Origin of the sequence: Herbaspirillum frisingense, from assembly GCF_047325095.1 — a bacterium.
GTDB lineage: Bacteria > Pseudomonadota > Gammaproteobacteria > Burkholderiales > Burkholderiaceae_D > Herbaspirillum > Herbaspirillum frisingense.
On sequence record NZ_CP168558.1, the window covers coordinates 1,038,984 to 1,060,984 of the forward strand.

Below are 22,001 nucleotides of genomic sequence, written 5' to 3' on the forward strand. Positions count from 1 at the left end.
CTGCCTGGATGTCATGTACTGCAAGGGGGAGTAGACCAACCGCGCTCACTGCACTCACTGCGCTCATTGCGTTCACCGCGGGCGAAGCATCCTCGCCATGAATTTCCCCGGGGGTAAAGGATGCTTGGCCTGCAGTCCGCCTCACCCTGTCCTGCTCGGGTGAGGCGGATAAGCTTAGTCCGGCCGGGGCCGGGCCAGGATGATCTGCATCAGGTATAGACGCCGATGTGCCAGGGCACGAACTCGTCCTGACCATAGCCATGCAGCTCGCTCTTGGTCTTCTTGCCGGACGCGGTATCGAGGATCATCTGGAAGAAGCGTTCCCCGATCTCCTGTGGCGTCACGTTGCCGTCGGCGATCTCGCCGCAGTTGATGTCCATGTCTTCTTCCTGGCGTTGCCACAGCGCCGTGTTGGTCGCCAGCTTCAGCGACGGCGAGGGTGCGCAGCCATAGGCCGAACCACGGCCGGTAGTGAAGCAGATCATGTTGGCGCCGCCGGCGACCTGGCCGGTGGCCGAGATCGGGTCGTAGCCCGGGGTATCCATGAAGACGAAGCCTTTGGCAGTCACGGTCTCGGCGTACTTGTAGACATCCACCAGATTGGTGGTGCCACCCTTGGCCACCGCGCCCAGCGACTTTTCCAGAATGGTGGTCAAGCCGCCCGCCTTGTTGCCGGCCGAGGGATTATTGTTCATCTCGGCATCGTTCTTGGCGCAATATTCTTCCCACCAGGCGATGCGCGCCAGCAGCTTCTCGCCGACCTCGGAAGACACCGCGCGACGCGTGAGCAGGTGTTCGGCGCCATAGATTTCAGGTGTTTCGGACAGAATCGCCGTACCGCCGTGTTTCACCAGCAGGTCAACCGCCGCGCCCAGCGCCGGATTGGCGGTGATGCCCGAGTAGCCATCCGAACCACCGCACTGCAGGCCCAGTGTCAGGTGCTTGGCCGGCACCGGCTCGCGCTTGATGTCATTGGCCTTGGGCAGCATCTTCTTGATCTTCTCGATCCCCAGCGCCACCGTCTTGGCGGTGCCGCCAGTGCTCTGGATGGTGAAGGTATGGAAGTATTCCCCTTCCTTCAGGTTGTGGCTGTCCATCAGGCCGGAAATCTGGTTGGTCTCGCACCCCAGCCCGACCACCAGCACGGCGGCGAAGTTGGGATGGGTGGCGTAGCCCGCCAGGGTACGGCGCAGGATCTGCAACGGTTCGCCTTGCGAATCCACCGCGCAGCCCAGACCGTGTGTCAGGGCGACCACGCCGTCGATATTGGGATAGTCGGCCAGCACTTCAGGATGAATGTCACGGCGGAAGTAGTCGGCAATGGCACGCGCGGCCGTGGCCGAGCAGTTCACCGAGGTCAGCACGCCGATGTAGTTGCGCGTGGCCACACGGCCGTCCGGGCGCACGATGCCCATGAAGGTGGCCGGCTGCGCCACGAAATCGACCGGCTTCACGTCCGCGCCGAAATGGTGTTCACGCGAAAACTCGGCCATGGCCAGGTTATGCGTATGCACGTGCTGACCCGGCGCGATGGCCTGGCTGGCCGTGCCAATGATCTGACCGTAGCGCTTGACCGGCTCGCCCACGGCAATGGCGCGGGTGGCCATCTTGTGACCGGCGGGAATCAGACCTTGGACCTTGAGGCCGCCTTCTTCCTGCAACACAGTGCCGGAGATGAGCTGCTGGCGGGCAATGACGACATCATCGACAGGATTGAGTCGGATGACGGGAGAGGTAGCTTTCATGTTGATCTCGGTGAGAACGTGGATGCTGCGGGCTGGCCGCGGAAGCGGCGGGCGCATGCCCTGCTCCTGGGAGCAGGGCATGCCGGAAATGCGGACTTACTTGGGCGCGAACTGTGCCAGGTCAGGCATGGGGCTGCCGACCCATTGCTGATAGATGGCGGGCAGCTTGCCATTCTTCAGATTGGCGGTGATCCATTCGTTGAGCCACTTTTCCAGTGCCGGTTCACCCTTGCGCAGGCCGATGGCATAGGGGATGTCCTTGATGGCGAACTTGGTTTCCAGGTTCTTGGACGGGTTCTGCTTGGCGATGGCCGAGGCCAGCGAGTTCGGCGTGCACAGGGCATCGACCTGACCGGAGATGATGGCCGCGGTCACGGTGGCATCGTCGTCAAAGCGCACGATGTTGGTTCCCTTGGGGGCGAGCGGGGTCAGCAGCGAATCCTGCATGTTGCCGCGGACCACGGCCACGCGCTTGCCGACCAGGTCGTTGAGGCTCTTGATGTTCTCACCCTTGGGCGCGGCCACCACGAACTGCGAGGCGCCATACGGCTGGGTGAAGGCCACCACCTTCTGGCGTTCCGGTGTGATCGAGAAGGACGAGATCACCATGTCGGCCTTGCCGGTCATCAGGAAGGGGATGCGGTTGGGGCCGGTGACCTGCACGATCTCCAGCTCCACGCCCATGTCCTTGGCCAGCAGGCGCGCGGTTTCCACGTCCGAGCCCTGCGGCTCCAGCTTGGCATTGGTCATCCCGAACGGCGGCGCACCCAGGTCGATCGCGATCAGCACCTTCTTGCGTGCCTTGATATCGGCCAGCGCGTCGGCGTGGGCGGCCTGCGCGAAGCAAGCCAGGCCCAGCACGACGGCGGCAGCCTTCTTGGTGAAATTGAGCAGATTCTTCATTGCGGTCTCCTGAGTGGTTTATTTGATACTGCCTGAGAAAAACAAATTCTGTGCGACAAAGTCTGTGCGCTCCGAAAACTCAGAGATCGCTGGACACGAACTTCTGCAACTCGGCCGTCTTCGGATTGCTGAACAGCTCATCCGGCGGGCCGACCTCCCACACCTGGCCCTGGTGCATGAAGACCAGCACGTCGGCCAGCTTGCGGGCAAAGGCCATCTCGTGCGTGACCAACACCATGGTCATGCCGCCACGGGCCAGGTCTTCCATCACCTTCAGCACTTCGGCCGTCAGTTCCGGGTCCAGCGCCGAGGTCACTTCATCGAAGAGCATCAGTTCCGGCGCCATCGCCAGCGAGCGTGCGATGGCCACGCGCTGCGCCTGGCCGCCGGAGAGCTGTTCGGGATAGGCTTCCTTCTTGTTTTCCAGTCCCACCAGCTGCAGCACCTTGTGGGCGATCTTCCTGGCTTCCTCGGTCGACATCTTCTTGATGGTGGTCAGCGCCAGCGTGATGTTGCGCTCCACCGTCAGATGCGGGAACAGGTTGTAGCTCTGGAAGACGATACCGACCTGCTTGCGCAGTTCGCGCAGGTTGAGGCGGTCGGGATGATGGATGTCATGGCCACAGACATTGATGTCGCCGGCATCCACCTTTTCCAGTCCGTTCAGGCAGCGCAGCAGGGTACTCTTGCCCGATCCGCTCTTGCCGATGATGGCCACCATCTGTCCCTTTTGCACATCCAGCGAAACGCCGTTCAACACCTTGTTGGTACCGAAGCTCTTGTGCAGATCCTTGATCTTAACGATTGCTGACATTCAATTTCCTTTCAAAGTGCTTGGACAGCGCCGACAGCGGGAAGCACAGGCAAAAATAGATGAGCGCGACGCAGCCGAAGACGGTGAACGGCTGGAAGGTCGAGTTGTTGATGATCTGGCCGGCACGGGACAGATCGACGAAGCCGATCACCGAGGCCAGCGAGGTGTTCTTCACGATCTGCACCATGAATCCCACCGTGGGCGGCGTGGCGATCTTGATGGCCTGCGGCAGGATCACCTTGGTCAATTGCTCGTAGCGGTTGAAGCCCAGGCATTCCGAGGCCTCCCATTGGGTCTTGGGCACCGCCTGGATGCAGCCGCGCCAGATTTCGCCCAGGAAGGCCGCGCAGTAGATCGCAAAAGAGATGCCGGCTGCTACCAACGGCGTCAGCTTGAAGCCGGCTATGGCCAGACCGAAATAGGCCACGAACAGGATCACCAGCAGTGGAATGCCTTGCACCACCTGGATATAGCCGCTGGCGATGTTGCGTAGCAGGCGGTTGGGCGAGACCCGCCACAGCGCGATCACGAACCCGGCCACACCGCCGAAGGCAAACGCCACCAACGACAGCACCACGGTCCAGACGGCCGCCTGCAGCAAGTATTCGACGTGCAGGAAACTAAAGGAATTCATCGCCGCTCCTCACAGGTTGGTGCCAAGCTTGCGCTTGCGCACGAAGGCCAGCTGGCTGATCAGCCAGAACGCGCCACGGAACAGGAAGGACAGCGCCAGGTAGGCCACCGCGATGACCGCATAGACCTCGAAGCTGCGGAAGGTCTCCGACTGCACCAGGTTGGCGGTCGCCGTCAGCTCTTCCGCCGAAATCTGCGAGGTGATGCTGGAGGCCAGCATCAGCAGGATGAACTGGCTGGTCAGCGAAGGATAGACGCGCTCCACCGCCGGCAGCAATACCACATGCCAGTACACATGCAGACGCGACATGCCCAGGCATTCGGCCGCCTCGATCTGGCCGGGATGGATGGAGTTGATGCCGGCGCGCATGATCTCGGTGGTGTAGGCCCCGACGTTGACGGTGAGGGCGATCACGGCGGCGGTCTCGGCCGAGAGCTTCCAGCCGATGCTGGCCAGACCGAAGAACACCAGGAACACCTGCACCAGCAGCGGGGTGTTGCGGATGATCTCGACATAGGCACGGATCAGGCCGCGCACCAGCGCCAGACGGCTCTTGCCAGCGATCGCGCACAGCGTGCCGACCACAAATCCCAGCGCGATGGACAGCGCCGAGAGCTGTATCGTCAACCAGGCGCCCATGAGCAGGCGGTCCCAGTTGGCGAAGACGCTCATGAAATCGAAGGTGTAGTTCATTGACGCTCCGATGTTCCTGGGCGGGGGATGGACATGGGCATGAGGGTGGTCTCCTTTGCAGTTTTCCTGGGGGCGGCCTCTTGTTGTGCGACTGTTGCCGGGGGCCTTGGCATGATTGCCGGGGTTGTCTGCGCCTTGCGGCGCGCCTGGGTAACGCGATCTGGACATGGCCGCTAGAGCGGCTTGACGCCTCCCGCGCTAAATACGGATGTCACGTGTGCTATACCGTTGACCAGCGGTGCGCCGAAGTCGGGAATGCTGATCTCGATACTGTCGCCATCTTCGGTGCGCAGGCTGTAGGCGAAGGACAGGTTGGCCGCGCCCATGAAGTGCACGTGCACGTCACCCGCGTGCAGCAGGTGCGAATACTTGAAGTAGTGGTATTCCAGGTTCTCGATGCTGTGGCACATGTTGTCCTGGCCGGTCAGGAATTCCTGTTCCCAGATCACGCGGCCCTTGCGACGGATTCGGGTCATCCCCACCAGATGGGCCGGCGGCAGCCCCACCAGCAGCTCCGGTCCGAAGCTGCAGTGACGCAGCTTGGAATGCCCCTGGTAAAGGTAATTGCGACGCTCCATGACGTGGTCCGAAAACTCGTTGCCGATGGCGAAGCCCAGCCGGCGCGGGCAGCCCTCGTCATCGATCAGGTACAGGCCGACAATCTCCGGTTCCTCGCCGCCGTCGAGCGCGAAGTCCGGGCGCGGCAGCGGCTGACCGGGGGCGACGACGCTGCTGCCGTCGCCCTTGTAGAACCACTCCGGCTGCACGCCCACTTGGCCCGGCGCAGGGCGGCCACCGGCGATGCCCCATTCGATCATCAGCTGGGTATCGGTCTTGTCGAGTTCATCACCTTCCAGGCGGCGATGCATCTTGTCGCGGGTGGTGGCGCTGCCCAGATGGGTGGTGCCGGAGCCGGACACGCGGCAATGCGCCGGATCGGGATGGTCCAGCGGTGCCAGGATGCGGGCTTCGGCCAGGATGGCGGCGTAGTCTTCGGACTGGTCGGTGTTGAGCAACTGGGCCTGACGCTCCAGCCCGGTGCTGCGCTGCAGCGCCAGCAGGGCCAGTTCGCGCATGGTCGCCACCTGGTCCAGCGCCTGGATGTGGCTGCCGTTGACGATGCCTACACGGCGCTCGCCCTTGCGGTCGCGGTATTGAATCAGCCTCACCGGGTCTCCTTGTCTGTCCGCAATGTCGGTTCTGGTCAGCCAGGCGACGAAACGGCGAGGACGATCAGGCATTCGCAGGCGGCAGGAATGTCGCGCCTACGATGGATCGGTCCTGCCAACGTCTCCTGAGCTTTTTTCACGCATCGCCTTGGCAGGCCGATAGATGCGCTAGCATTGTGGTTTTTTCCGGACCGACTATAAGAGGCGAGTACAACGATGTCCAATGAGCTTAATTCATCGGGTGATAACCAACTCGGAGATGGCGCCGGCGCGCTGCCTTCGGTGGGGTCCATCGTCAGCCGCCTGCGCTTTCGCCAGGTCGCGCTGCTGACGGCACTCGACGAGCAGGGCTCGCTGCACAAGGCGGCCGAGGTGATGCACATGACCCAGCCGGCGGCCACCAAGGCCCTGCATGAAATGGAGGATGCCCTGGGCGTAACCCTGTTCGACCGCTCGCCACGCGGCATCGAGGCCACTGAGCTGGGCCGTTGCGTGATCCGCTATGCGCGCCTGATCCAGAGCGACGTAGCCAATCTGCGCGAGGAATTGCAGAACATGATCAGCGGTCGCGGAGGCCGCCTGTCCATCGGCACCATCATGGGGGCCGCACCCTTCGTCACGCGTGCGCTCTCGCGCCTGCGCGAAATCCAGCCGGAAGTCTCCATCGAGATCAGCGAAGACACCAGCGCGCGCCAGTTGCTGCTGCTGGACCAGGGGCGCATTGATCTGATGATCGGCCGCTCCTCGGTCAGTTCGCAACCCAATCTGTACAACTATGAAATGCTGCGCGGCGAGCCCATGTGCATCGTCTGCGGTATCGACCATCCCCTGGCCACCGCCCAGAAGGTGCGCCTGCAGGAGCTGGCCGGGGCCTCCTGGATCCTGTATTCCAGCAACATGCCCATGCGCATCTGGATCGAGCACGAGTTCAAGCTGGAGGGGCTGAAGGTGCCGGGCAACGTGATCGAGACCGCCTCGCCCTTCGTGACCATCACGCTGCTGGCGCAATCGAACATGGTGGCAGTGATGCCATTGGATATCGCCCACTTCTTCGCGGCGCGGCAGATGCTGGGCATCCTGCCCGTGAACCTGAAGACGCGCATCGAGCACTACGGCATCGTCACCCGCAAGAACACCACCCTGTCGTCGCTGGCCAAGATGTTCATCCAGATCCTGCGCCAGCAAAACTGAGTGATAGATGATAGATGGCCAACCCAGCTGGCAGGACGGATGGGATGCTCGGCCACTCGCCATTGAGGTTTTTTTACGCGCTAGGGTTTTTCCGGATGTCGTGCGGCCGCGTTTTCCTGTTAGCCTTCGTCTGCGGTCGGGGTGACCGCATTCCCTTCTTCTCCGGTCGGCCTTCATGAATTTGCGTCTCACGCGTGCGCGCACGCGACTTGCTGCACAGCTTCCCGTTTCCTTCCAGGCTACTGCCGCGCGCAGCGTGCTGGCATCGCTCTGCCTTGGCGCCGCCTGGCTGCTGGCCGGATGTGCCGGCCAGCAGCCAGCCGCCCCTGATGCCGCCGCCAAGCAGGCCAAGCAGGCCAGGCTGGACCAGGCACTGGCGCTGTTTTCCGCCAATCCGCCCAAGGGCCTTCCTGCTGGCTGGGAACCGCTGGTCTTCACCCGCAAGAAGATTCCTACCGAATACCGTCTGGTCGATGACAATGGGCGCAGCGTGCTGCATGCCTTTGCCGACCGCGCCTCCTCCGGCCTGCGTCATCCGGTCGATATCGACGTCAGCAAGAAGCCTTGGCTGTCCTGGAGCTGGAAGGCCAGTGGCCTGATCCCGACGGCCGATCTCACTCACCGCGAGACCGATGATTCGCCGGTGCGCATCGTGCTGGCCTTCGATGGTGACCATGACAAGCTTTCGCTGATGGACACCATCCTCTTCGATACCGCCAAATTGCTGACCGGGCATGAGCTGCCTTATGCCACGCTGATGTATGTCTGGGATAGCAAGGCGCAGGTGGGGCAGGTGATCGCCAATGGTCGTACCGGCCGCATCCAGATGCTGGTTGCCGAGAGCGGCCCGGAGCACGTGGGCCAGTGGCGCAAGTACCAACGCAATGTCGCCGAAGACTATGAGCGCATCTTCGGTGAAAAGCCGGGACGCCTGATCGGCGTGGGGGTGTTGACCGATACCGACAATACCGGCCAGAAGATGGAAGCGTGGTACGGCGATATCCGCCTCATGCGCGAGCCGGAAGCCGCCTCCTGATCCAGCGTTCTGAAGAGGGGCCGTAGCCCGGCAGGCCGGCCTAGACGCCGCGCCACCAGGCCGCGACGTGTCCCCAGAATCCCTTGGGGCCGTCTTCGAAGAGCCAGGGCTTCTCGCGTTTCAATTTGTCCATCATGTCCTGCTCGGCCTTTTCGGAGACATTGCCGAAGGCCCGTCCCAGCTTCAGCAGAGTGCGCATGGCCCCCAGCTTTTCGCGCGCCACCATGCCGGAGGCGTGTTCGATGGCGATGTGGGTCTCGCGCAATTCCTGCACCATGGCCGCCGCCAGCAGTGCGGCCGGGGTGCGCAGGCGCTCCTGCACCACCGAGATGCTGGTGGCCGAGGCCTTGATCTGCGCGGCCAGCACATCGATCTGGGTTTCATCGCCCTTGGCCTGCTTGATGATGGCACTGGCCCAGGCGCGCGAGGCATTGACCAGGTCATCGGTGGTCCAGTCGTGGCGCACCGCGATCCAGAAGCCGTAATTCGCAGCCTGCTCGATCAGGATCTGCACCACGTCCGGAAATTCCTTGTCCATCGCCCGTCTTGCCCAGGCGTACTGGCCCGACAGCATCAGGTGCTGTACCGCTTCTTCGGTGAGGAAATTGGTGTTCTCCGAAACCTTGGCCAACAGATAACTATCGAAGGACGGCTTGACGAAGCCCGAATCGATCTTGGTCGAGAGCCGCACGAAGTTGTGATAATCCCGCTCCAGCGAGTCGTAGATCTCGTCCTTGAGGATGAGTTTGATCTGTTTCATGCTGCTTCCCCTCGGACCGGGTCCGATGTTGTTATTCCGGCAAAATGAACGCGATCGCTGCCGGAGTGAGAGTGATGGCGAGTGCCAGCAATGATGCTGCCAGGAAAACTGTTATCGGCTCATCCACGCCGAAACTTTACCGTGCCTGCTTTAGGGCAGTTTAGTAACTGCGCAGGCCGTAGCGCTGCCGGGTCTCCGCATCCGGCAGCAATTGCTCGCGATAGAGCGACCACGCCGGGTCTGCCTGGATCGCCGCGCTGCTTCTGCAAGCCTGGCATAGCCGGGCCTGCAGGCTGGTGGCAATGCTCTCCAGTCCGTTCGGATCGATCACATAGAAATACGATTGCTGCTGGCCCTGGCTGAACGTGGTGCCGGCGTAGAGGCTGCGGGTTTTCCTGGCGATGGCAGCGGCGATGTCATCCGACAGAGATTCCAGCCGGTCCTGGTCGGCCATGGCCGGCAGGCCGTCGCCCGTGGCCGGGGCATAGTTCACGCGGGTCACCAGCACATAGGGAAAACCGGAGAGCGGAAACGCCCGGCGCAGGCCCATGTCCAGCTTGACCGTGTAGGCCAGCCCGGCGCGCTGGGTCTGGTAGGTCCACCATTCGGCGTCCTGCTCCTGCGCCGTGGCTTGCCCCGCAAGCAGCGCGAGCAGACCCGGGACCAGCAAGGCGAAGACGCGTCGCAGCGGCAACATCAGCTCGCCAGCAGGGCCAGCAGCGCCAGCAAGGCGGGCAGGCCCTGGATATAGAGGATAGAGCGCTTGGCGGTCAGGCCGCCGTAGATGCCGGCCACCAGCACGCAGATCACGAAGAAGAACTGCACTGGCCGCTCGCCGGTCGCCAGGCTCCAGAACAGCCCGGCCGCGAGGAAGCCGTTATACAAGCCCTGGTTGGCCGCCAGCACGCGGGTCGCCTCGGCGGCCTGCTTCGATTGGCGGAAGGTCTTCAGTCCCAGCGGCTTGGTCCACAGGAACATCTCCAGGATCAGGATCCAGACATGCTCGATGGCGACCAGCAGCAGGAGGGCAGTGGCGAGGGTGTGCAAGGTTTCTCCCTTGTTATCGTTATCACAAATCAGGATTCAGGATGCGTGCCGAGGATCATGCCTCAAACCGTGCCGCCCGCCAATGCCGTCCGGCCTGCCGGCTTACTTCGCCTGCAGGAATTTCTCGGCCAGCCTCACCCAGTAGGTGGCGCCGATGGGCAGCAGGTCATCGTTGAAGTCATAGCTGGGGTTGTGCAGGTTGCACGGGCCCAGGCCATGACCATGATCGCGGTGACCGCCGTCGCCATTGCCCAGAAACACATAGCAGCCCGGCTTGTGCTGCAGCATGAAGGCGAAATCCTCGGCCCCCATGGTGGGTTCGGTATGGGCATCGACATGGTCGGCGCCGAACTGTTCGGTCAGCACCTCGACGGCGAATGCGGTCTCGGCGGCGTGGTTGATCAGCGGCGGATAGTTGCGGTTGAAGCGGAAATCGACGGTGGCATCGAAGGCCGCGGCGGTGTGCTCGGCGATCTCCTGCATGCGGCGTTCGATCAGGTCCAGCACGGGCAGGCTGAAGGTGCGCACGGTGCCGACCATCATCGCCTCGTCGGGGATGACGTTGGTGGCGCTGCCGGTGTGGATCTGGGTGATGGAGACCACTGCCGGATCATTGGGGTTGATGTTGCGCGCCACGATGGTCTGCCAGGCCTGGGCGATCTGCACCGCCGTCATCACCGGATCGACCGCCTTGTGCGGTTGCGCCGCATGCGAGCCCTTGCCCTTGACGGTGACGTGGAACTCGTTGCTGGAGGCCATCTGTGCACCCGGCGTCACACCGAAATGACCGGCCGGGATGCCCGGCCAGTTGTGCATGCCGAAGACGGCGTCCATCGGGTATTTCTCGAACAGGCCATCCTGGATCATGCGCTCGGCGCCGCGTCCGCCTTCTTCGGCGGGCTGGAAGATGACATACACCGTGCCATCGAAATTGCGATGTTGCGAGAGGTAGTAGGCCGCGCCCAGCAGCATGGCGGTATGGCCGTCGTGGCCGCAGGCGTGCATCTTGCCCTCGTGGCGGGAGGCGTGGGCGAAGGTATTGATCTCGGGCATGGGCAGGGCGTCCATGTCGGCGCGCAAACCGATGGCGCGCGGGCTGTCGCCGTTCTTGATGATGCCGACCACGCCGGTCACGCCCAGGCCTCGTACTACCGGGATGCCCCATTCGGTGAGCTTCTGCGCGACCACATCGGCGGTGCGGACCTCTTCATAGGCGAGTTCGGGGTGGGCGTGGATGTCGCGGCGGATCTTCTGCAGTTCGGCCTGGAACTGGACGATGGGGTCGATGAGTTTCATGGTCTGGCTTGGTCTGGGACAGTGTGTGGAGGTGGTACTGAAGCCGCCTATCTTACCGTGCCTTGCGCCGGGCCACCGTTCGCGCAATTTTGTTCAATACAGGGATCGTCGTCCTGCCTAGCATGCGCCTCTTTCGATATAGCCCGACGAGGCGAGGAGGCATGCTCATGTTCTGGTCTGAATTCCTGTTGCTGGCCGGCGCACATCTGCTGGCGCTGGCCAGTCCCGGTCCGGATTTCCTGTTGCTGGCGCGTAGCAGTCTGCGTCACGGTCGGACGTATGGGTTGGCCGTGAGCCTGGGCATCGCGCTGGCCAATGGGCTCTATATCGCGCTGGCCATCGGCGGCTGGAGCGTGCTGCAGGACAGTCCGGCGCTGCTGGTCGCCTTGCAGTGGCTGGCCAGCGGCTACCTGGCCTGGCTGGGATGGATGTTCATACGCGCCAGCCGGGCGCCCGCCGACTGGCCGGACATGGTGGCGATTGCGCATGCGCAGCGCGTATCACCCCTGCTCGGCATGAGCGCGGGCTTCCTGTCGGCACTATTGAATCCCAAGAATGGCCTGTTCTACTTCGGCCTCTTCACCGTGATCGTGGAGGCGCACACCGGGCTGGGCCGCAAGCTGTTCTATGGGGTGTGGCTGGCGTGTGCGGTGCTGGCCTGGGATGCTGCGCTGGTCTGCCTGATCGCGCGGGAAAAGGTAGTGGTCGCGCTGGGCCGGGCGATGCCGTTGATCGAGCGCTGCGCCGGCCTGCTGTTGCTGGTGGCCGCCGTGGCCCTGGCGGCTGGGCGCCTGCGCTGATTTCCTCAGGGCCTTGCGTATTGCAGGGGCGTGACGGCCACACGGGATTTGAAGACGCGATGGAAATGGCTCTGGTCGGCAAAGCCGGTGTCGTAGGCGGCATCGGCCGCACTCGCCCCCTGACGCAGCAGCACGCGTGCCTGGCGGATCTTCATGTCCAGTTGCAGTGCATGGGGCGTCATGCCGAAGCGGCGGTTGAACTGGCGGATCAACTGGTACCGGCTGGTGCCGGCGATGGCGGCCAGGGTGTCGAGCGTGATGCGTTCACGGCAATGTGCCTGCAGGAAATCATGCGCGGCCTGCAGGCCGTCGCTGCCTTGCGTGGCCATCGTGAGGGGGCTGGCGCAGGTTTCTGCGCATAGCTGCATGAGTTCGTGCAGGCAAGTGATGATGTCGGCCTGCAGGTCGGCGTGCAGGTCGACCTGGTGGGCGTCCAGGGCCGCTGTCATGCGGTTGAGCAATTGGACCGCCGAGGCAGAGCGCAGCACCTGAGAATCCATCCTCTGGAGCAGCCCGCGGGTGCTCGGGGTTTCGTCGAGCAGCCTGGCCAGCCAGTGCACATCGAGGTGGAACATGCGATAGCTCCAGCGCTGCAGTTCGGCCGGATTGCAGCTATGCACATCACCGGCTCTGACCAGTACGACATCACCGGGGACGATGGCCATGCTCCGGCCCGCCACGGAAAAGACGCTCTGGCCGCCATCGACGATGCCGATGGAAAAGCTGTCATGCGTATGCGGGGCATAGCAGGACAGGCTACCGGTGGCGCGCCGGCCTTCGAGGAAGGGCAGTTCGGGCGTGTGCCAGAAGTGTTGAAGAGGCGTCATGACAGGGTTGGCGAGAGTCGCGGTGGGCCATTTTAAGATAAAGTATCCGCTTCGCCGTCCTGCCCGTTTTCCCGCGCCTTTGCTGCTGTCCTGCCGGTGTGCGGCGCATGGTACGTCTTCCATCCCGTTTTTCCGGTTTTCATCCCTGTTTCCTTGCTCCGCTTGCCATGACCACCTCGATCGTCCGCGCCGCCTGTCCTCATGATTGCCCCGATACCTGTGCCTTGCTGGTGACCGTCAAGGACGGCGTCGCCACCGAGGTGCGTGGCGACCCGGATCACCCGCCCACCTCCGGCGTGCTCTGCACCAAGGTTTCACGCTATACCGAGCGCACCTATCACCCTGACCGCCTGCTTTATCCCATGCGCCGGGTGGGCAAGAAGGGCGAGGGCCGGTTCGAGCGCATCAGCTGGGACGAGGCGATTGCGACCATCGCCCAACGCCTGGGGCAGATTGCCTTGCGCGATCCCCAGGCCATCCTGCCCTACAGCTATGCCGGCACCATGGGGCAGGTGCAGGGCGAATCGATGGCCGGGCGTTTCTTCAATCGCCTGGGGGCGTCGCAACTGGAGCGCACCATTTGCGCCTCGGCCGGCGGCGCCGGTTATCGCTACACCATCGGAGCGCGCATCGGTACCGATCTGGAGCAGGTCGGCAATGCCAGGCTGATCCTGATCTGGGGTGGCAACCCGATCGCCTCCAACCTGCACTTCTGGACCCGGGTGCAGGCCGCCAAGCGGAATGGTGCACGCCTGATCGCCATCGATCCTTATCGCTCGCTCACAGCCGAAAAGTGCCACCAGCATATTGCCCTGTTGCCGGGTACTGATGCGGCCCTGGCGCTGGGCATGATGCATGTGCTGATTGCCGAGGACCTGCTCGACCACGACTATATCGCCCGTCACACGCTGGGCTTCGATCAGTTGAAAGAGCGCGTGGCGGAATGGACGCCGGCCCGTACCGCCGAGGTCTGCGGCATCAAGGCCGAAGAAGTGCTGGCGCTGGGGCGTGAGTACGGCCGCGTGGCGCTGGCCGGCGAAGGCGTTTTCATCCGCGCCAACTACGGCTTGCAGCGCGTGCGCGGCGGCGGCATGGCGGCGCGCAACGTGGCCTGCCTGCCAGCCCTCGTGGGGGCCTGGCGTCACGCCGCCGGCGGCATCCAGCTGTCGGTGTCGGACAGCTTCCCCAAGGATGCGGCGGCGCTGAGTCGGCCCGACCTGGCCGCGCGTCATGGCGCCCCGGCCCGCGTCATCAACATGAGTACCATCGGCGACGATCTCCTGAAGCCGGCGTCGCCCGAGTTCGGGCCCCAGGTGGAGGCGGTGATCGTCTACAACTCCAACCCGGTGGCGGTGGCCCCGGAGTCGGCCAAGGTAGCGCAGGGATTCGCCCGCGAGGGCCTGTTCACCGTGGTGCTGGAGCACTTCCAGACCGATACCGCCGACTACGCCGATATCCTCTTGCCGGCCACCACCCAGCTAGAACACATCGACGTCCATGCCTCCTACGGTCACGTCTACATGCTGGCCAACAATGCGGCCATTGCGCCCATGGGCGAGGCCAAGCCCAATACCGAGATCTTCCGCCTGCTCGCTGCGGCCATGGGGTTCACCGAGGACTGCTTCCGTGACAGCGATGACCAGTTGGCGGCGGTGGCCTTCCGGCGAGATGACCCGCGCAGTGGCGGCTACGACTGGCAGGTGCTCAAGGAAAAGGGCTGGCAGCGTCTGGACATGCCGGTCGCGCCGTTTGCCGAAGGCGGGTTTGCCACGCCCTCGGGCAAGTGCGAATTCTATTCGGCGCAGATGAAGGCGGCCGGTCTCGATCCGTTGCCGGCCTATATCGCGCCCTACGAGTCGGTGGCCAGCAACCCGGAACTGGCTGCCCGCTATCCGCTGGCGATGATTTCCCCGCCGGCGCGCAATTTCCTCAACTCGTCCTTCGTCAACGTGCAGAGCCTGCGCGATACCGAGGGCGAGCCGCATCTGGACATGCACCCGCAGGACGCGGCTGCCCGTGGCATCACGCAAGGCGATACGGTGCGCGTGTTCAATGATCGCGGCAGCATGCAGGCGCGCGTGCGTGTGACGGAAAAGGCACGCCCGGGTCTGGTGGTGGGGCTGTCGATCTGGTGGAAGAAGTTTGCCGCCGATGGCAAGAACGCCAACGAGGTGACCAGCCAGCGCTTGACCGACATGGGTAACGCGCCCACCTTCTACGACGTGCTGGTGCAGGTGGAAAAACTGCAGCAGCCGGTTGTGGCGCACTGAGTCCCTGCATCATGCTGCGCAGGGGCATGCTGGTGCTGGCGCTGGGCGGATTGCTGGGTTTGGGCGCGTGTTCATCGGTGTCCTATTACGCCCAGGCCGCGCATGGCCAGTTCTCCCTGCTGGCGCAGGCCCGGCCGCTGGATGACTGGCTCGCCGATCCCGCCACCCAGCCGGCGCTCAAGACCAAGCTGCAGACGGTGCAAGAGATTCGCCGCTTTGCGGTGGTCGAACTGGGCTTGCCCGATAACGGCAGTTACCGCACCTATGCCCAGCTGGACCGGCCTTTCGTGTTGTGGAACGTGGTGGCCGCACCGGAACTCTCGCTCAAGGCCAGGCAGTGGTGTTTTCCCATTGCCGGTTGCGTGGACTATCGCGGCTATTACAGCCAGCAAGCGGCCCAGGACTACGCCGCCGCGCTGCAGCGGGAAGGCTATGACGTCCAGGTGGCGGGGGTGCCGGCCTATTCCACGCTGGGCTGGTTCGATGATCCGGTCATCTCCACCTTCATCCAGTATCCCGACGGTGAACTGGCGCGCCTGATCTTCCATGAACTGGCGCACCAGACTGTCTACGCCCGCGACGATACGCCCTTCAATGAAGGTTTCGCGGTAGCGGTCGAGGAACTGGGGCTGGAGCGCTGGCTGGCGGCGCGCCACGATTCTGCTATGACCGAGGCGTATCAGCGCTATGCGCAGCGCAAGCGGGAATTCCTGGCGCTGCTGGACAAGTACCGCGCCCAGCTAAAGGACAACTACGACAGCGATGCCAGCGACGCCGTGAAGCGCGAGCGCAAGGCCGCCATCTTCGCCGCCCTGCGTGCTGAATACGCGACGATCAAGAGCACACGCTGGAACGGCTATGCCGGCTACGACCGCTGGTTTGCCATGCCGTTGTCGAACGCGCATCTGGCCCTGGTCGGTGCTTATCACGACATGGTGCCGGCTTTTCGGCGGCTGTTCGAAAACAGTCGAGGTTTTCCTGATTTCTATGACAAGGTCCGGCGACTGGCGCGCATGGACAAGCCCGCCCGGCACGCCGCGCTGGGCGAAGCGCCCTTGACCACGGGCAAGGCGGCGCCAGAAACATTTCCCACCGACACCATTGGGCAGCCCAAACGGGATGCAGGCGGGTATCATCCCGGGTGATTTGGCCGGTCTGTCCAGGCGCGGCCTTCATCATTACCCGGCGCGAAGTACCCCCGAACGGAGGGCATTTCACAAAAATTCACTTAATTCGGGCGCAAAGTGCTTGCCCCGCGGTCGAATGCTGGATAGCATCTGCGTTAAATAAAAAAACACTCGTGCTTTTTTTGCTGTGCGCGCCAAGCGGTCGCAACATGACACCGCCCAGCCCCAGCGCACGTTATGACCGGAGACAGAGGACACACTATGGAAAGATTCTGGCTTGCATCCTATCCTGCAGGCGTTCCCGCGGACATCGACCCCGGCCGTTACGGCTCGTTGGTACAGATGATCGATGAAGCCTTCACCAGGCACGCCGACCGCAATGCCTACGTCTGCATGGGCAAGTACCTGCGTTACAGCGAACTGGATACCATGTCGCGGGCGCTGGGCGGCTGGCTGCAGGGACTGGGGCTGCAGAAGGGCGCCCGGGTGGCGATCATGATGCCCAATGTGCTGCAGTATCCGATCGCCATCGCGGCGATCCTGCGGGCCGGTTATACCGTGGTCAATGTCAATCCGCTCTATACCGCGCGCGAGCTGGAACATCAGTTGAAGGATTCGGGCGCCGAAGCCATCTTCGTGCTGGAAAACTTTGCCTGCACGCTGCAGAAGGTGGTCGCCAATACCAGCATCAAGCATATCGTGGTGGCCAGCATGGGCGAGCTGCTGGGCACGCTCAAGGGTGCCATCGTCAACCTGGTGGTGCGCCACGTGAAGAAGCTGGTGCCGGCCTGGTCGCTGCCCAACGCCATCAGCTTCAGCCGTGCCTTGTCGCAAGCGCAGGGCAAGCAGTTGCGGCCGGTCAGCCTGACGCCTGACGACGTCGCCTTCCTGCAATACACCGGTGGCACCACCGGCGTGGCCAAGGGCGCCGTACTGACCCACCGCAATCTGGTGGCCAATGTGCTGCAGGCCGAGGAATGGCTGACCCCGGCGCTCAAGGCCGGCAAGCCCATCGACCAGCTGGTGTTCGTCTGTGCCTTGCCGCTGTATCACATCTTTGCGCTGACTGTCTGCAACATGCTTGGCACACGCGAAGGCGCGCTCAACCTGCTGATTCCCAACCCGCGTGATATCCCCGGCTTCGTCAAGGAGCTGGCCAAGTACAAGGTCAATACCTTCCCGGCCGTCAATACGCTCTACAACGCACTGCTCAACAATGCCGATTTCGCCAAGCTGGACTTTTCCGGTTACCGCTGCTGCGTGGGTGGTGGCATGGCCGTGCAGCAAAGCGTGGCCGACAAGTGGAAGAAGCTGACCGGCTGCCCCATCATCGAAGGCTATGGCCTGTCGGAGACCTCGCCGATCGCCAGCGCCAACCCCTGCACCATCGAAGAATACACCGGCACCATCGGTCTGCCGTTGCCTTCGACCGAGATCGCCATCCTCGACGACGATGGGAATCCGGTGCCGCTCGGCCAGCCGGGCGAGATCGCCATCCGCGGTCCGCAGGTGATGCCGGGTTACTGGCAGCGCCCCGACGAGACGGCCAAGGTCATGACGCCGGACGGTTTCTTCAAGACCGGCGATATCGGCATCATGGATGCCCTGGGCTACACCCGTATCGTCGACCGCAAGAAGGACATGATTCTGGTCTCCGGCTTCAACGTTTATCCCAACGAGATCGAAGGGGTGGTGGCGCAGCATCCGGGCGTGCTGGAATGCGCCTGCGTGGGCGTGCCGGACGAACATACCGGCGAGGCGGTCAAACTCTTCGTGGTGCGCAAGGACAAGTCGCTCACCAGCGAGCAATTGATGGCCTACTGCAAGGAGCAGTTCACCGGCTACAAGAAGCCCAAGTACATCGAGTTCCGTGATGAGCTGCCCAAGACCAACGTCGGCAAGATCCTGCGTCGCGAGTTGCGCGACGAGCCGGCCAAGGCCCAGCAGAAACGGGCTGCCTGACCGGATATACATCGTAGCGCTCCAATGAAAAATCGCTGCCGGATCACTCCGGCAGCGATTTTTTTTCGGGGCGGGAAAGATCAGTCCGGCACGGGCGTGATCACCGGCTTGCCACTGAAATGCGCCTGCAGGTTGTTGAAGGCCAGATCGGCCATGGCGGTGCGTGTGACCAGTGTGCCGCTGGCCATGTGCGGTGTCAGCACCACGTTCTCCTGGGCAGCCAGTTCGGCGGGGATATTGGGCTCGTTCTCGAACACATCCAGACCAGCGCCGGCGATGGTGCCGGCCTTGAGCGCGGCGATCAGAGCGGTTTCATCCACCACCGAGCCGCGTGCCACGTTGATCAGGAAACCCTTGGGACCGAGCGCTTCCAGCACGTCGGCATTGACCAGTGCACGGGTACCGGCGCCGCCGGGGGTGATCATCACCAGGAAATCGACCGCCGCCGCCAGCGACTTGATGTCGCCGAAGTAGGTGTAGGGGACGTCCTTGCGCGAGCGATTGTGATACGCGATCTCCATGTCGAAGCCGGCGGCGCGGCGGGCGATGGCTTCGCCGATGCGACCCAGTCCGACGATGCCCAGCCGGGCGCCGCTGACCTTGGTGGTGAAGGGGAAGGGGCCGTTCTTCCACTCGCCACTGCGGGCGAAACGGTCGGCGCGCACCACGTTGCGTGCCACGGCCAGCATCAGTGCGATGGCCATGTCGGCCACGTCATCGGTCAGCACGTCGGGGGTGTGGGTGACATGGATACCGCGCTCGCGGGCGGCCGGCACATCCACGCCGTCGTAGCCGACGCCGAACACCGAGACGATTTCCAGCGCCGGAAAGCGCGCCATGAATTCCCGCCCGACCTTCGCCTCGCCATTGGCGGCGATGCCACGCACCTGCGGGGCGATGGCGGCGAGCTGGTCGTCGCTGAGCTGGTCCAGCACGAGGTTGTGGCAAGTGAAATTCTGTTGCAGCAGATCCAGCAGATGCTGTGGCAGGCGGGCGACGATCAGGATGGTAGGGCGTTCGTTGGAAGTCATGGTCACTGGGGAGGAAGCGGTGATGGAGTCGTTACGATACGGACTATTGATACGCCACGGGCTGAAATCTTTTCAAGCCCGCAGCGGAATCTGTGGCTACAGCGCCGGGCTGAGGCTGCCCTGGCCGGCCGGGTCCAGCGGCGGCAAGGGACGTGGCTTGCGGCTTTCGTCGGTGGCCACATAGGTCAGCGTGGCCTCAGTGACCTTGACGATCTCGGTCTGCAGCCGGTTGCGTTCGGCATAGACTTCGACATTGACCGTGATGGAGGTATTGCCGACCTTGACGATGTCGGCATAGAAGGACAGCAGGTCGCCCACGAAGACCGGATTCTTGAACAGGAAGGAATTGACCGCGATGGTCGCCACCCGGCCATTGGCACGGCGCGTAGCCGGCAGCGATCCGGCGATGTCCACCTGGGCCATGATCCAGCCACCGAAGACGTCGCCATAGACGTTGGCGTCGGACGGCATGGGCATGACCCGCAGTTGCGGCGCCTTGCCGGGCGGGAGTTGGGGGACGGTATGGGACATGCATGACTCCTTGGAGAGGGGAAGCCCCGGCGCGCTCGCGGGATGGCTCTTATAATCGGGGTTTGCGGTGTTGCGGGTTTGTATCGAAACCGACAGGCCCTAGTGTATCGGATGTCGGTCTTTTGTTGCGCCGCCTCCGAAGTCGGCTCTGCGCCGTCTGCCGCCGCCTCCCTATTTCCAGGTCCGTCCCCATGCGTCGTTATCCCAATTCCTCTGCCTCACCTCAAGCACCGATCAAGCGCCAGCGTGGCGACTGGGATGTGGTCAAGACCCTGTTGCCCTACCTGTGGACCTACAAGTGGCGGGTGATGCTGGCGCTGGCCTTCCTGGTCGGCGCCAAGCTGGCCAACGTCGGCGTGCCGCTGGTGCTCAAGAAGCTGGTCGATGCCATGACCATCACCGCCTCCCATCCGCAGGCGCTGCTGGTGTTGCCGCTGGGCCTGTTGGTGGCCTATGGCGCGCTGCGACTGGCGACGGCGCTCTTTACCGAACTGCGGGAGCTGATGTTCGCCCGCGTCACCCAAAGGGCGGTGCGCACCATTGCATTGCAGGTCTTCCGTCACCTGCATGCACTGTCGCTGCGCTTCCACCTCAATCGCCAGACTGGCGGCATGACGCGTGACATCGAGCGCGGTACCCGTGGCGTCTCCACGCTGGTGTCGTACACGCTCTTTTCCATCCTGCCCACCATCATCGAGATCGTGCTGGTGCTGGCCTACCTGGTTACCCATTACGACATCTGGTTCTCGCTCATCACGGCCGGTGCGCTGGTGCTCTACATCCTGTTCACCATCACCGTGACCGAGTGGCGCACGCACTTCCGCCGTACCATGAACGAACTCGATTCGAACGCCAATACGCGTGCCATCGATTCGCTGCTCAATTACGAGACGGTCAAGTATTTCGGCAACGAGGAATTCGAGGCGCGCCGCTACGATGAAGGCCTGCAGCGCTACGAGCGGGCCGCCGTGAAATCGCAGAGTTCTCTTTCGCTGCTCAATACCGGACAGTCGGCCATCATCGCCATCGCGGTCACGCTGATCCTGTGGCGCGCCACCGCCGGTGTGATCGATGGCAGCATGACCCTGGGCGACATGGTGCTGGTCAATGCCTTCATGATCCAGCTCTACATCCCGCTGAACTTCCTGGGTGTGCTCTATCGCGAGATCAAGCAGAGCATGGCCGACATGGAGCGCCTGTTCTCGCTGCTGGAAGAAAACCGCGAAGTGGCTGACCGCCCCGGTGCACAGCCCCTGCGTACGCAGGGCGCGGAGCTGCATTTCGAACACGTCGATTTCAGCTACGAGCGCAATCGCCAGATTCTTTTTGATGTCGATTTCAAGGTCCAGGCCGGCACCACCACCGCCGTGGTCGGCCACAGCGGTTCGGGCAAGTCGACCTTGTCGCGGCTGCTGTATCGCTTCTATGACGTCGACCATGGTGCCATCCGCATCGATGGGCAAGACCTGCGCAATGTCACGCAAGCCTCGCTGCGCCAGGCCATCGGCATCGTGCCGCAGGATACGGTGCTGTTCAACGACACCATCGAATACAACATCGCCTACGGCAAGCCCGGCGCCACGCGCGAGCAGATCGTGGCGGCGGCCAAGGCGGCCTATATCCATGACTTCATCGAGTCGCTGCCCGACGGTTATGCCAGCATGGTGGGCGAGCGTGGCCTGAAGCTGTCCGGCGGTGAGAAGCAGCGCGTGGCCATCGCCCGCACCCTTCTGAAAGATCCGGCCATCCTGATCTTCGATGAAGCGACGTCGGCCCTGGATTCGCGTGCCGAACAGGCCATCCAGCAACAGCTCGAAGAGATCGCGCGCGAACGCACGACGCTGGTCATCGCACACCGGCTTTCCACCATCGTCAATGCGCAGCAGATCCTGGTGATGGACCATGGCCGCATCGTCGAGCGCGGTACCCATGCGGGCTTGCTGATGGCCGATGGTCTGTACGCGCAGATGTGGCTGCGCCAGCAGGCGGGAGGTGACGAGGACAGTGCCTCCGCCGCACCGCTCAAGGAAGGCGAAGCGGTGCTGCTCGCGCCCGATGCCGAACCCAGTGTATTGAGGCCGGCCGAACAGCGCTAGCAGGGCCACGTGCCGACGCTGCTTGCGCCGGCACGGGCGCAGCGGCACAATTCGCCATTCGACCTAGAA

Annotated in this window: 20 protein-coding genes; 7 read left to right on the forward strand and 13 right to left on the reverse strand. The window is 63.2% G+C overall.

Annotated elements, in window-relative coordinates:
- Positions 1–209: 209 nt before the first annotated feature.
- From ACEOAC_RS04835 to araD1, 6 genes are all read right to left on the reverse strand, one after another.
- On the reverse strand, positions 210–1,745 hold the full coding sequence (locus ACEOAC_RS04835; protein ID WP_039874401.1) for a UxaA family hydrolase: 1,536 nt from the start codon (positions 1,743–1,745) through the stop codon (positions 210–212).
- Between the two features lie 96 nt (positions 1,746–1,841).
- The gene (locus tag ACEOAC_RS04840) at positions 1,842–2,648 is read right to left on the reverse strand and encodes a transporter substrate-binding domain-containing protein (protein ID WP_006461935.1); all 807 of its coding nucleotides are present in this window, start codon (positions 2,646–2,648) and stop codon (positions 1,842–1,844) included.
- 79 nt (positions 2,649–2,727) lie between these two features.
- Positions 2,728–3,462 (reverse strand): amino acid ABC transporter ATP-binding protein, encoded by a 735-nt coding sequence (locus ACEOAC_RS04845; RefSeq protein ID WP_006461936.1) that lies wholly within the window; start codon positions 3,460–3,462, stop codon positions 2,728–2,730.
- Positions 3,446–4,096, reverse strand: a complete 651-nt coding sequence (locus ACEOAC_RS04850) for an amino acid ABC transporter permease (protein WP_006461937.1) — start codon at positions 4,094–4,096, stop codon at positions 3,446–3,448. Before ACEOAC_RS04850 ends, ACEOAC_RS04845 begins: the two co-directional genes overlap by 17 nt.
- Before the next feature lie 9 nt (positions 4,097–4,105).
- Positions 4,106–4,789, reverse strand: a complete 684-nt coding sequence (locus tag ACEOAC_RS04855; protein WP_006461938.1) for an amino acid ABC transporter permease — start codon at positions 4,787–4,789, stop codon at positions 4,106–4,108.
- A gap of 173 nt (positions 4,790–4,962) precedes the next feature.
- Positions 4,963–5,958, reverse strand: coding sequence for an AraD1 family protein (gene araD1, locus ACEOAC_RS04860; RefSeq protein WP_413628712.1), 996 nt, complete (start codon positions 5,956–5,958; stop codon positions 4,963–4,965).
- 216 nt (positions 5,959–6,174) lie between these two features.
- Between araD1 and ACEOAC_RS04865 the strand changes: the two genes are divergently transcribed.
- On the forward strand, positions 6,175–7,149 hold the full coding sequence (locus tag ACEOAC_RS04865; protein WP_006461940.1) for a LysR family transcriptional regulator: 975 nt from the start codon (positions 6,175–6,177) through the stop codon (positions 7,147–7,149).
- Positions 7,150–7,405: 256 nt separating this feature from the next.
- Entirely contained in the window at positions 7,406–8,185 is a 780-nt protein-coding gene (locus tag ACEOAC_RS04870) for a DUF3047 domain-containing protein (protein WP_413628904.1), read from the forward strand.
- A 40-nt stretch (positions 8,186–8,225) separates the two neighbouring features.
- On the opposite strand, the gene ACEOAC_RS04875 is transcribed toward ACEOAC_RS04870, so the two are convergent.
- From ACEOAC_RS04875 to ACEOAC_RS04890, 4 genes are all read right to left on the reverse strand, one after another.
- Entirely contained in the window at positions 8,226–8,945 is a 720-nt protein-coding gene (locus ACEOAC_RS04875) for a DUF4088 family protein (RefSeq protein WP_006461942.1), read from the reverse strand.
- A 160-nt stretch (positions 8,946–9,105) separates the two neighbouring features.
- Complete coding sequence (locus ACEOAC_RS04880) at positions 9,106–9,642, reverse strand: DUF695 domain-containing protein (RefSeq protein ID WP_413444977.1); 537 nt, start codon at positions 9,640–9,642, stop codon at positions 9,106–9,108.
- A complete protein-coding gene (locus tag ACEOAC_RS04885; RefSeq protein ID WP_006461944.1) occupies positions 9,642–9,992 on the reverse strand; it encodes a DUF1304 domain-containing protein in 351 nt (116 codons plus the stop codon). The genes ACEOAC_RS04880 and ACEOAC_RS04885 overlap by 1 nt, the downstream gene beginning before the upstream one ends.
- A gap of 102 nt (positions 9,993–10,094) precedes the next feature.
- Positions 10,095–11,288 (reverse strand): M20 aminoacylase family protein, encoded by a 1,194-nt coding sequence (locus ACEOAC_RS04890; RefSeq protein WP_102662124.1) that lies wholly within the window; start codon positions 11,286–11,288, stop codon positions 10,095–10,097.
- A gap of 167 nt (positions 11,289–11,455) precedes the next feature.
- Here ACEOAC_RS04890 and ACEOAC_RS04895 point away from each other — a divergent pair, with 167 nt between their 5' ends.
- Positions 11,456–12,088: a LysE family translocator gene (locus tag ACEOAC_RS04895; RefSeq protein WP_413444976.1), complete on the forward strand. Its 633-nt coding sequence runs from the start codon at positions 11,456–11,458 to the stop codon at positions 12,086–12,088.
- Between the two features lie 5 nt (positions 12,089–12,093).
- Here the strand turns inward: ACEOAC_RS04895 and ACEOAC_RS04900 are convergent, their stop codons facing one another.
- Positions 12,094–12,915, reverse strand: coding sequence for a helix-turn-helix domain-containing protein (locus ACEOAC_RS04900; RefSeq protein ID WP_413444975.1), 822 nt, complete (start codon positions 12,913–12,915; stop codon positions 12,094–12,096).
- 167 nt (positions 12,916–13,082) lie between these two features.
- Here ACEOAC_RS04900 and ACEOAC_RS04905 point away from each other — a divergent pair, with 167 nt between their 5' ends.
- The 3 genes from ACEOAC_RS04905 (at position 13,083) to ACEOAC_RS04915 (ending at position 18,274) form a co-directional block, all read left to right on the forward strand.
- On the forward strand, positions 13,083–15,185 hold the full coding sequence (locus ACEOAC_RS04905) for a molybdopterin-dependent oxidoreductase (protein WP_413628713.1): 2,103 nt from the start codon (positions 13,083–13,085) through the stop codon (positions 15,183–15,185).
- Between the two features lie 11 nt (positions 15,186–15,196).
- Entirely contained in the window at positions 15,197–16,330 is a 1,134-nt protein-coding gene (locus tag ACEOAC_RS04910; RefSeq protein WP_241813590.1) for an aminopeptidase, read from the forward strand.
- 243 nt (positions 16,331–16,573) lie between these two features.
- A complete protein-coding gene (locus ACEOAC_RS04915; RefSeq protein WP_006461950.1) occupies positions 16,574–18,274 on the forward strand; it encodes a long-chain-fatty-acid--CoA ligase in 1,701 nt (566 codons plus the stop codon).
- 80 nt (positions 18,275–18,354) lie between these two features.
- On the opposite strand, the gene ACEOAC_RS04920 is transcribed toward ACEOAC_RS04915, so the two are convergent.
- The gene (locus tag ACEOAC_RS04920) at positions 18,355–19,305 is read right to left on the reverse strand and encodes a 2-hydroxyacid dehydrogenase (RefSeq protein ID WP_413443362.1); all 951 of its coding nucleotides are present in this window, start codon (positions 19,303–19,305) and stop codon (positions 18,355–18,357) included.
- 96 nt (positions 19,306–19,401) lie between these two features.
- Complete coding sequence (locus tag ACEOAC_RS04925; RefSeq protein ID WP_006461956.1) at positions 19,402–19,836, reverse strand: acyl-CoA thioesterase; 435 nt, start codon at positions 19,834–19,836, stop codon at positions 19,402–19,404.
- 191 nt (positions 19,837–20,027) lie between these two features.
- On the opposite strand from ACEOAC_RS04925, the gene ACEOAC_RS04930 reads away from it, so the two are divergent.
- Positions 20,028–21,932: an ABCB family ABC transporter ATP-binding protein/permease gene (locus tag ACEOAC_RS04930; RefSeq protein ID WP_241813588.1), complete on the forward strand. Its 1,905-nt coding sequence runs from the start codon at positions 20,028–20,030 to the stop codon at positions 21,930–21,932.
- Positions 21,933–22,001: the final 69 nt, after the last annotated feature.

Excerpts from the sequence above, each read along its gene's own strand:
- ACEOAC_RS04880 (WP_413444977.1), bottom strand. The coding sequence starts at position 9,642 with ATGTTGCCGCTGCGACGCGTCTTCGCCTTGCTGGTCCCGGGTCTGCTC.
- ACEOAC_RS04850 (WP_006461937.1), bottom strand. The coding sequence starts at position 4,096 with ATGAATTCCTTTAGTTTCCTGCACGTCGAATACTTGCTGCAGGCGGCC.
- ACEOAC_RS04855 (WP_006461938.1), bottom strand. The coding sequence starts at position 4,789 with ATGAACTACACCTTCGATTTCATGAGCGTCTTCGCCAACTGGGACCGC.
- ACEOAC_RS04925 (WP_006461956.1), bottom strand. The coding sequence starts at position 19,836 with ATGTCCCATACCGTCCCCCAACTCCCGCCCGGCAAGGCGCCGCAACTG.
- ACEOAC_RS04900 (WP_413444975.1), bottom strand. The coding sequence starts at position 12,915 with ATGACGCCTCTTCAACACTTCTGGCACACGCCCGAACTGCCCTTCCTC.
- ACEOAC_RS04835 (WP_039874401.1), bottom strand. The coding sequence starts at position 1,745 with ATGAAAGCTACCTCTCCCGTCATCCGACTCAATCCTGTCGATGATGTC.
- ACEOAC_RS04930 (WP_241813588.1), top strand. The coding sequence starts at position 20,028 with ATGCGTCGTTATCCCAATTCCTCTGCCTCACCTCAAGCACCGATCAAG.
- ACEOAC_RS04910 (WP_241813590.1), top strand. The coding sequence starts at position 15,197 with ATGCTGCGCAGGGGCATGCTGGTGCTGGCGCTGGGCGGATTGCTGGGT.
- ACEOAC_RS04845 (WP_006461936.1), bottom strand. The coding sequence starts at position 3,462 with ATGTCAGCAATCGTTAAGATCAAGGATCTGCACAAGAGCTTCGGTACC.
- ACEOAC_RS04915 (WP_006461950.1), top strand. The coding sequence starts at position 16,574 with ATGGAAAGATTCTGGCTTGCATCCTATCCTGCAGGCGTTCCCGCGGAC.
- ACEOAC_RS04865 (WP_006461940.1), top strand. The coding sequence starts at position 6,175 with ATGTCCAATGAGCTTAATTCATCGGGTGATAACCAACTCGGAGATGGC.
- ACEOAC_RS04905 (WP_413628713.1), top strand. The coding sequence starts at position 13,083 with ATGACCACCTCGATCGTCCGCGCCGCCTGTCCTCATGATTGCCCCGAT.
- ACEOAC_RS04875 (WP_006461942.1), bottom strand. The coding sequence starts at position 8,945 with ATGAAACAGATCAAACTCATCCTCAAGGACGAGATCTACGACTCGCTG.
- ACEOAC_RS04895 (WP_413444976.1), top strand. The coding sequence starts at position 11,456 with ATGTTCTGGTCTGAATTCCTGTTGCTGGCCGGCGCACATCTGCTGGCG.
- ACEOAC_RS04920 (WP_413443362.1), bottom strand. The coding sequence starts at position 19,305 with ATGACTTCCAACGAACGCCCTACCATCCTGATCGTCGCCCGCCTGCCA.
- ACEOAC_RS04890 (WP_102662124.1), bottom strand. The coding sequence starts at position 11,288 with ATGAAACTCATCGACCCCATCGTCCAGTTCCAGGCCGAACTGCAGAAG.
- ACEOAC_RS04840 (WP_006461935.1), bottom strand. The coding sequence starts at position 2,648 with ATGAAGAATCTGCTCAATTTCACCAAGAAGGCTGCCGCCGTCGTGCTG.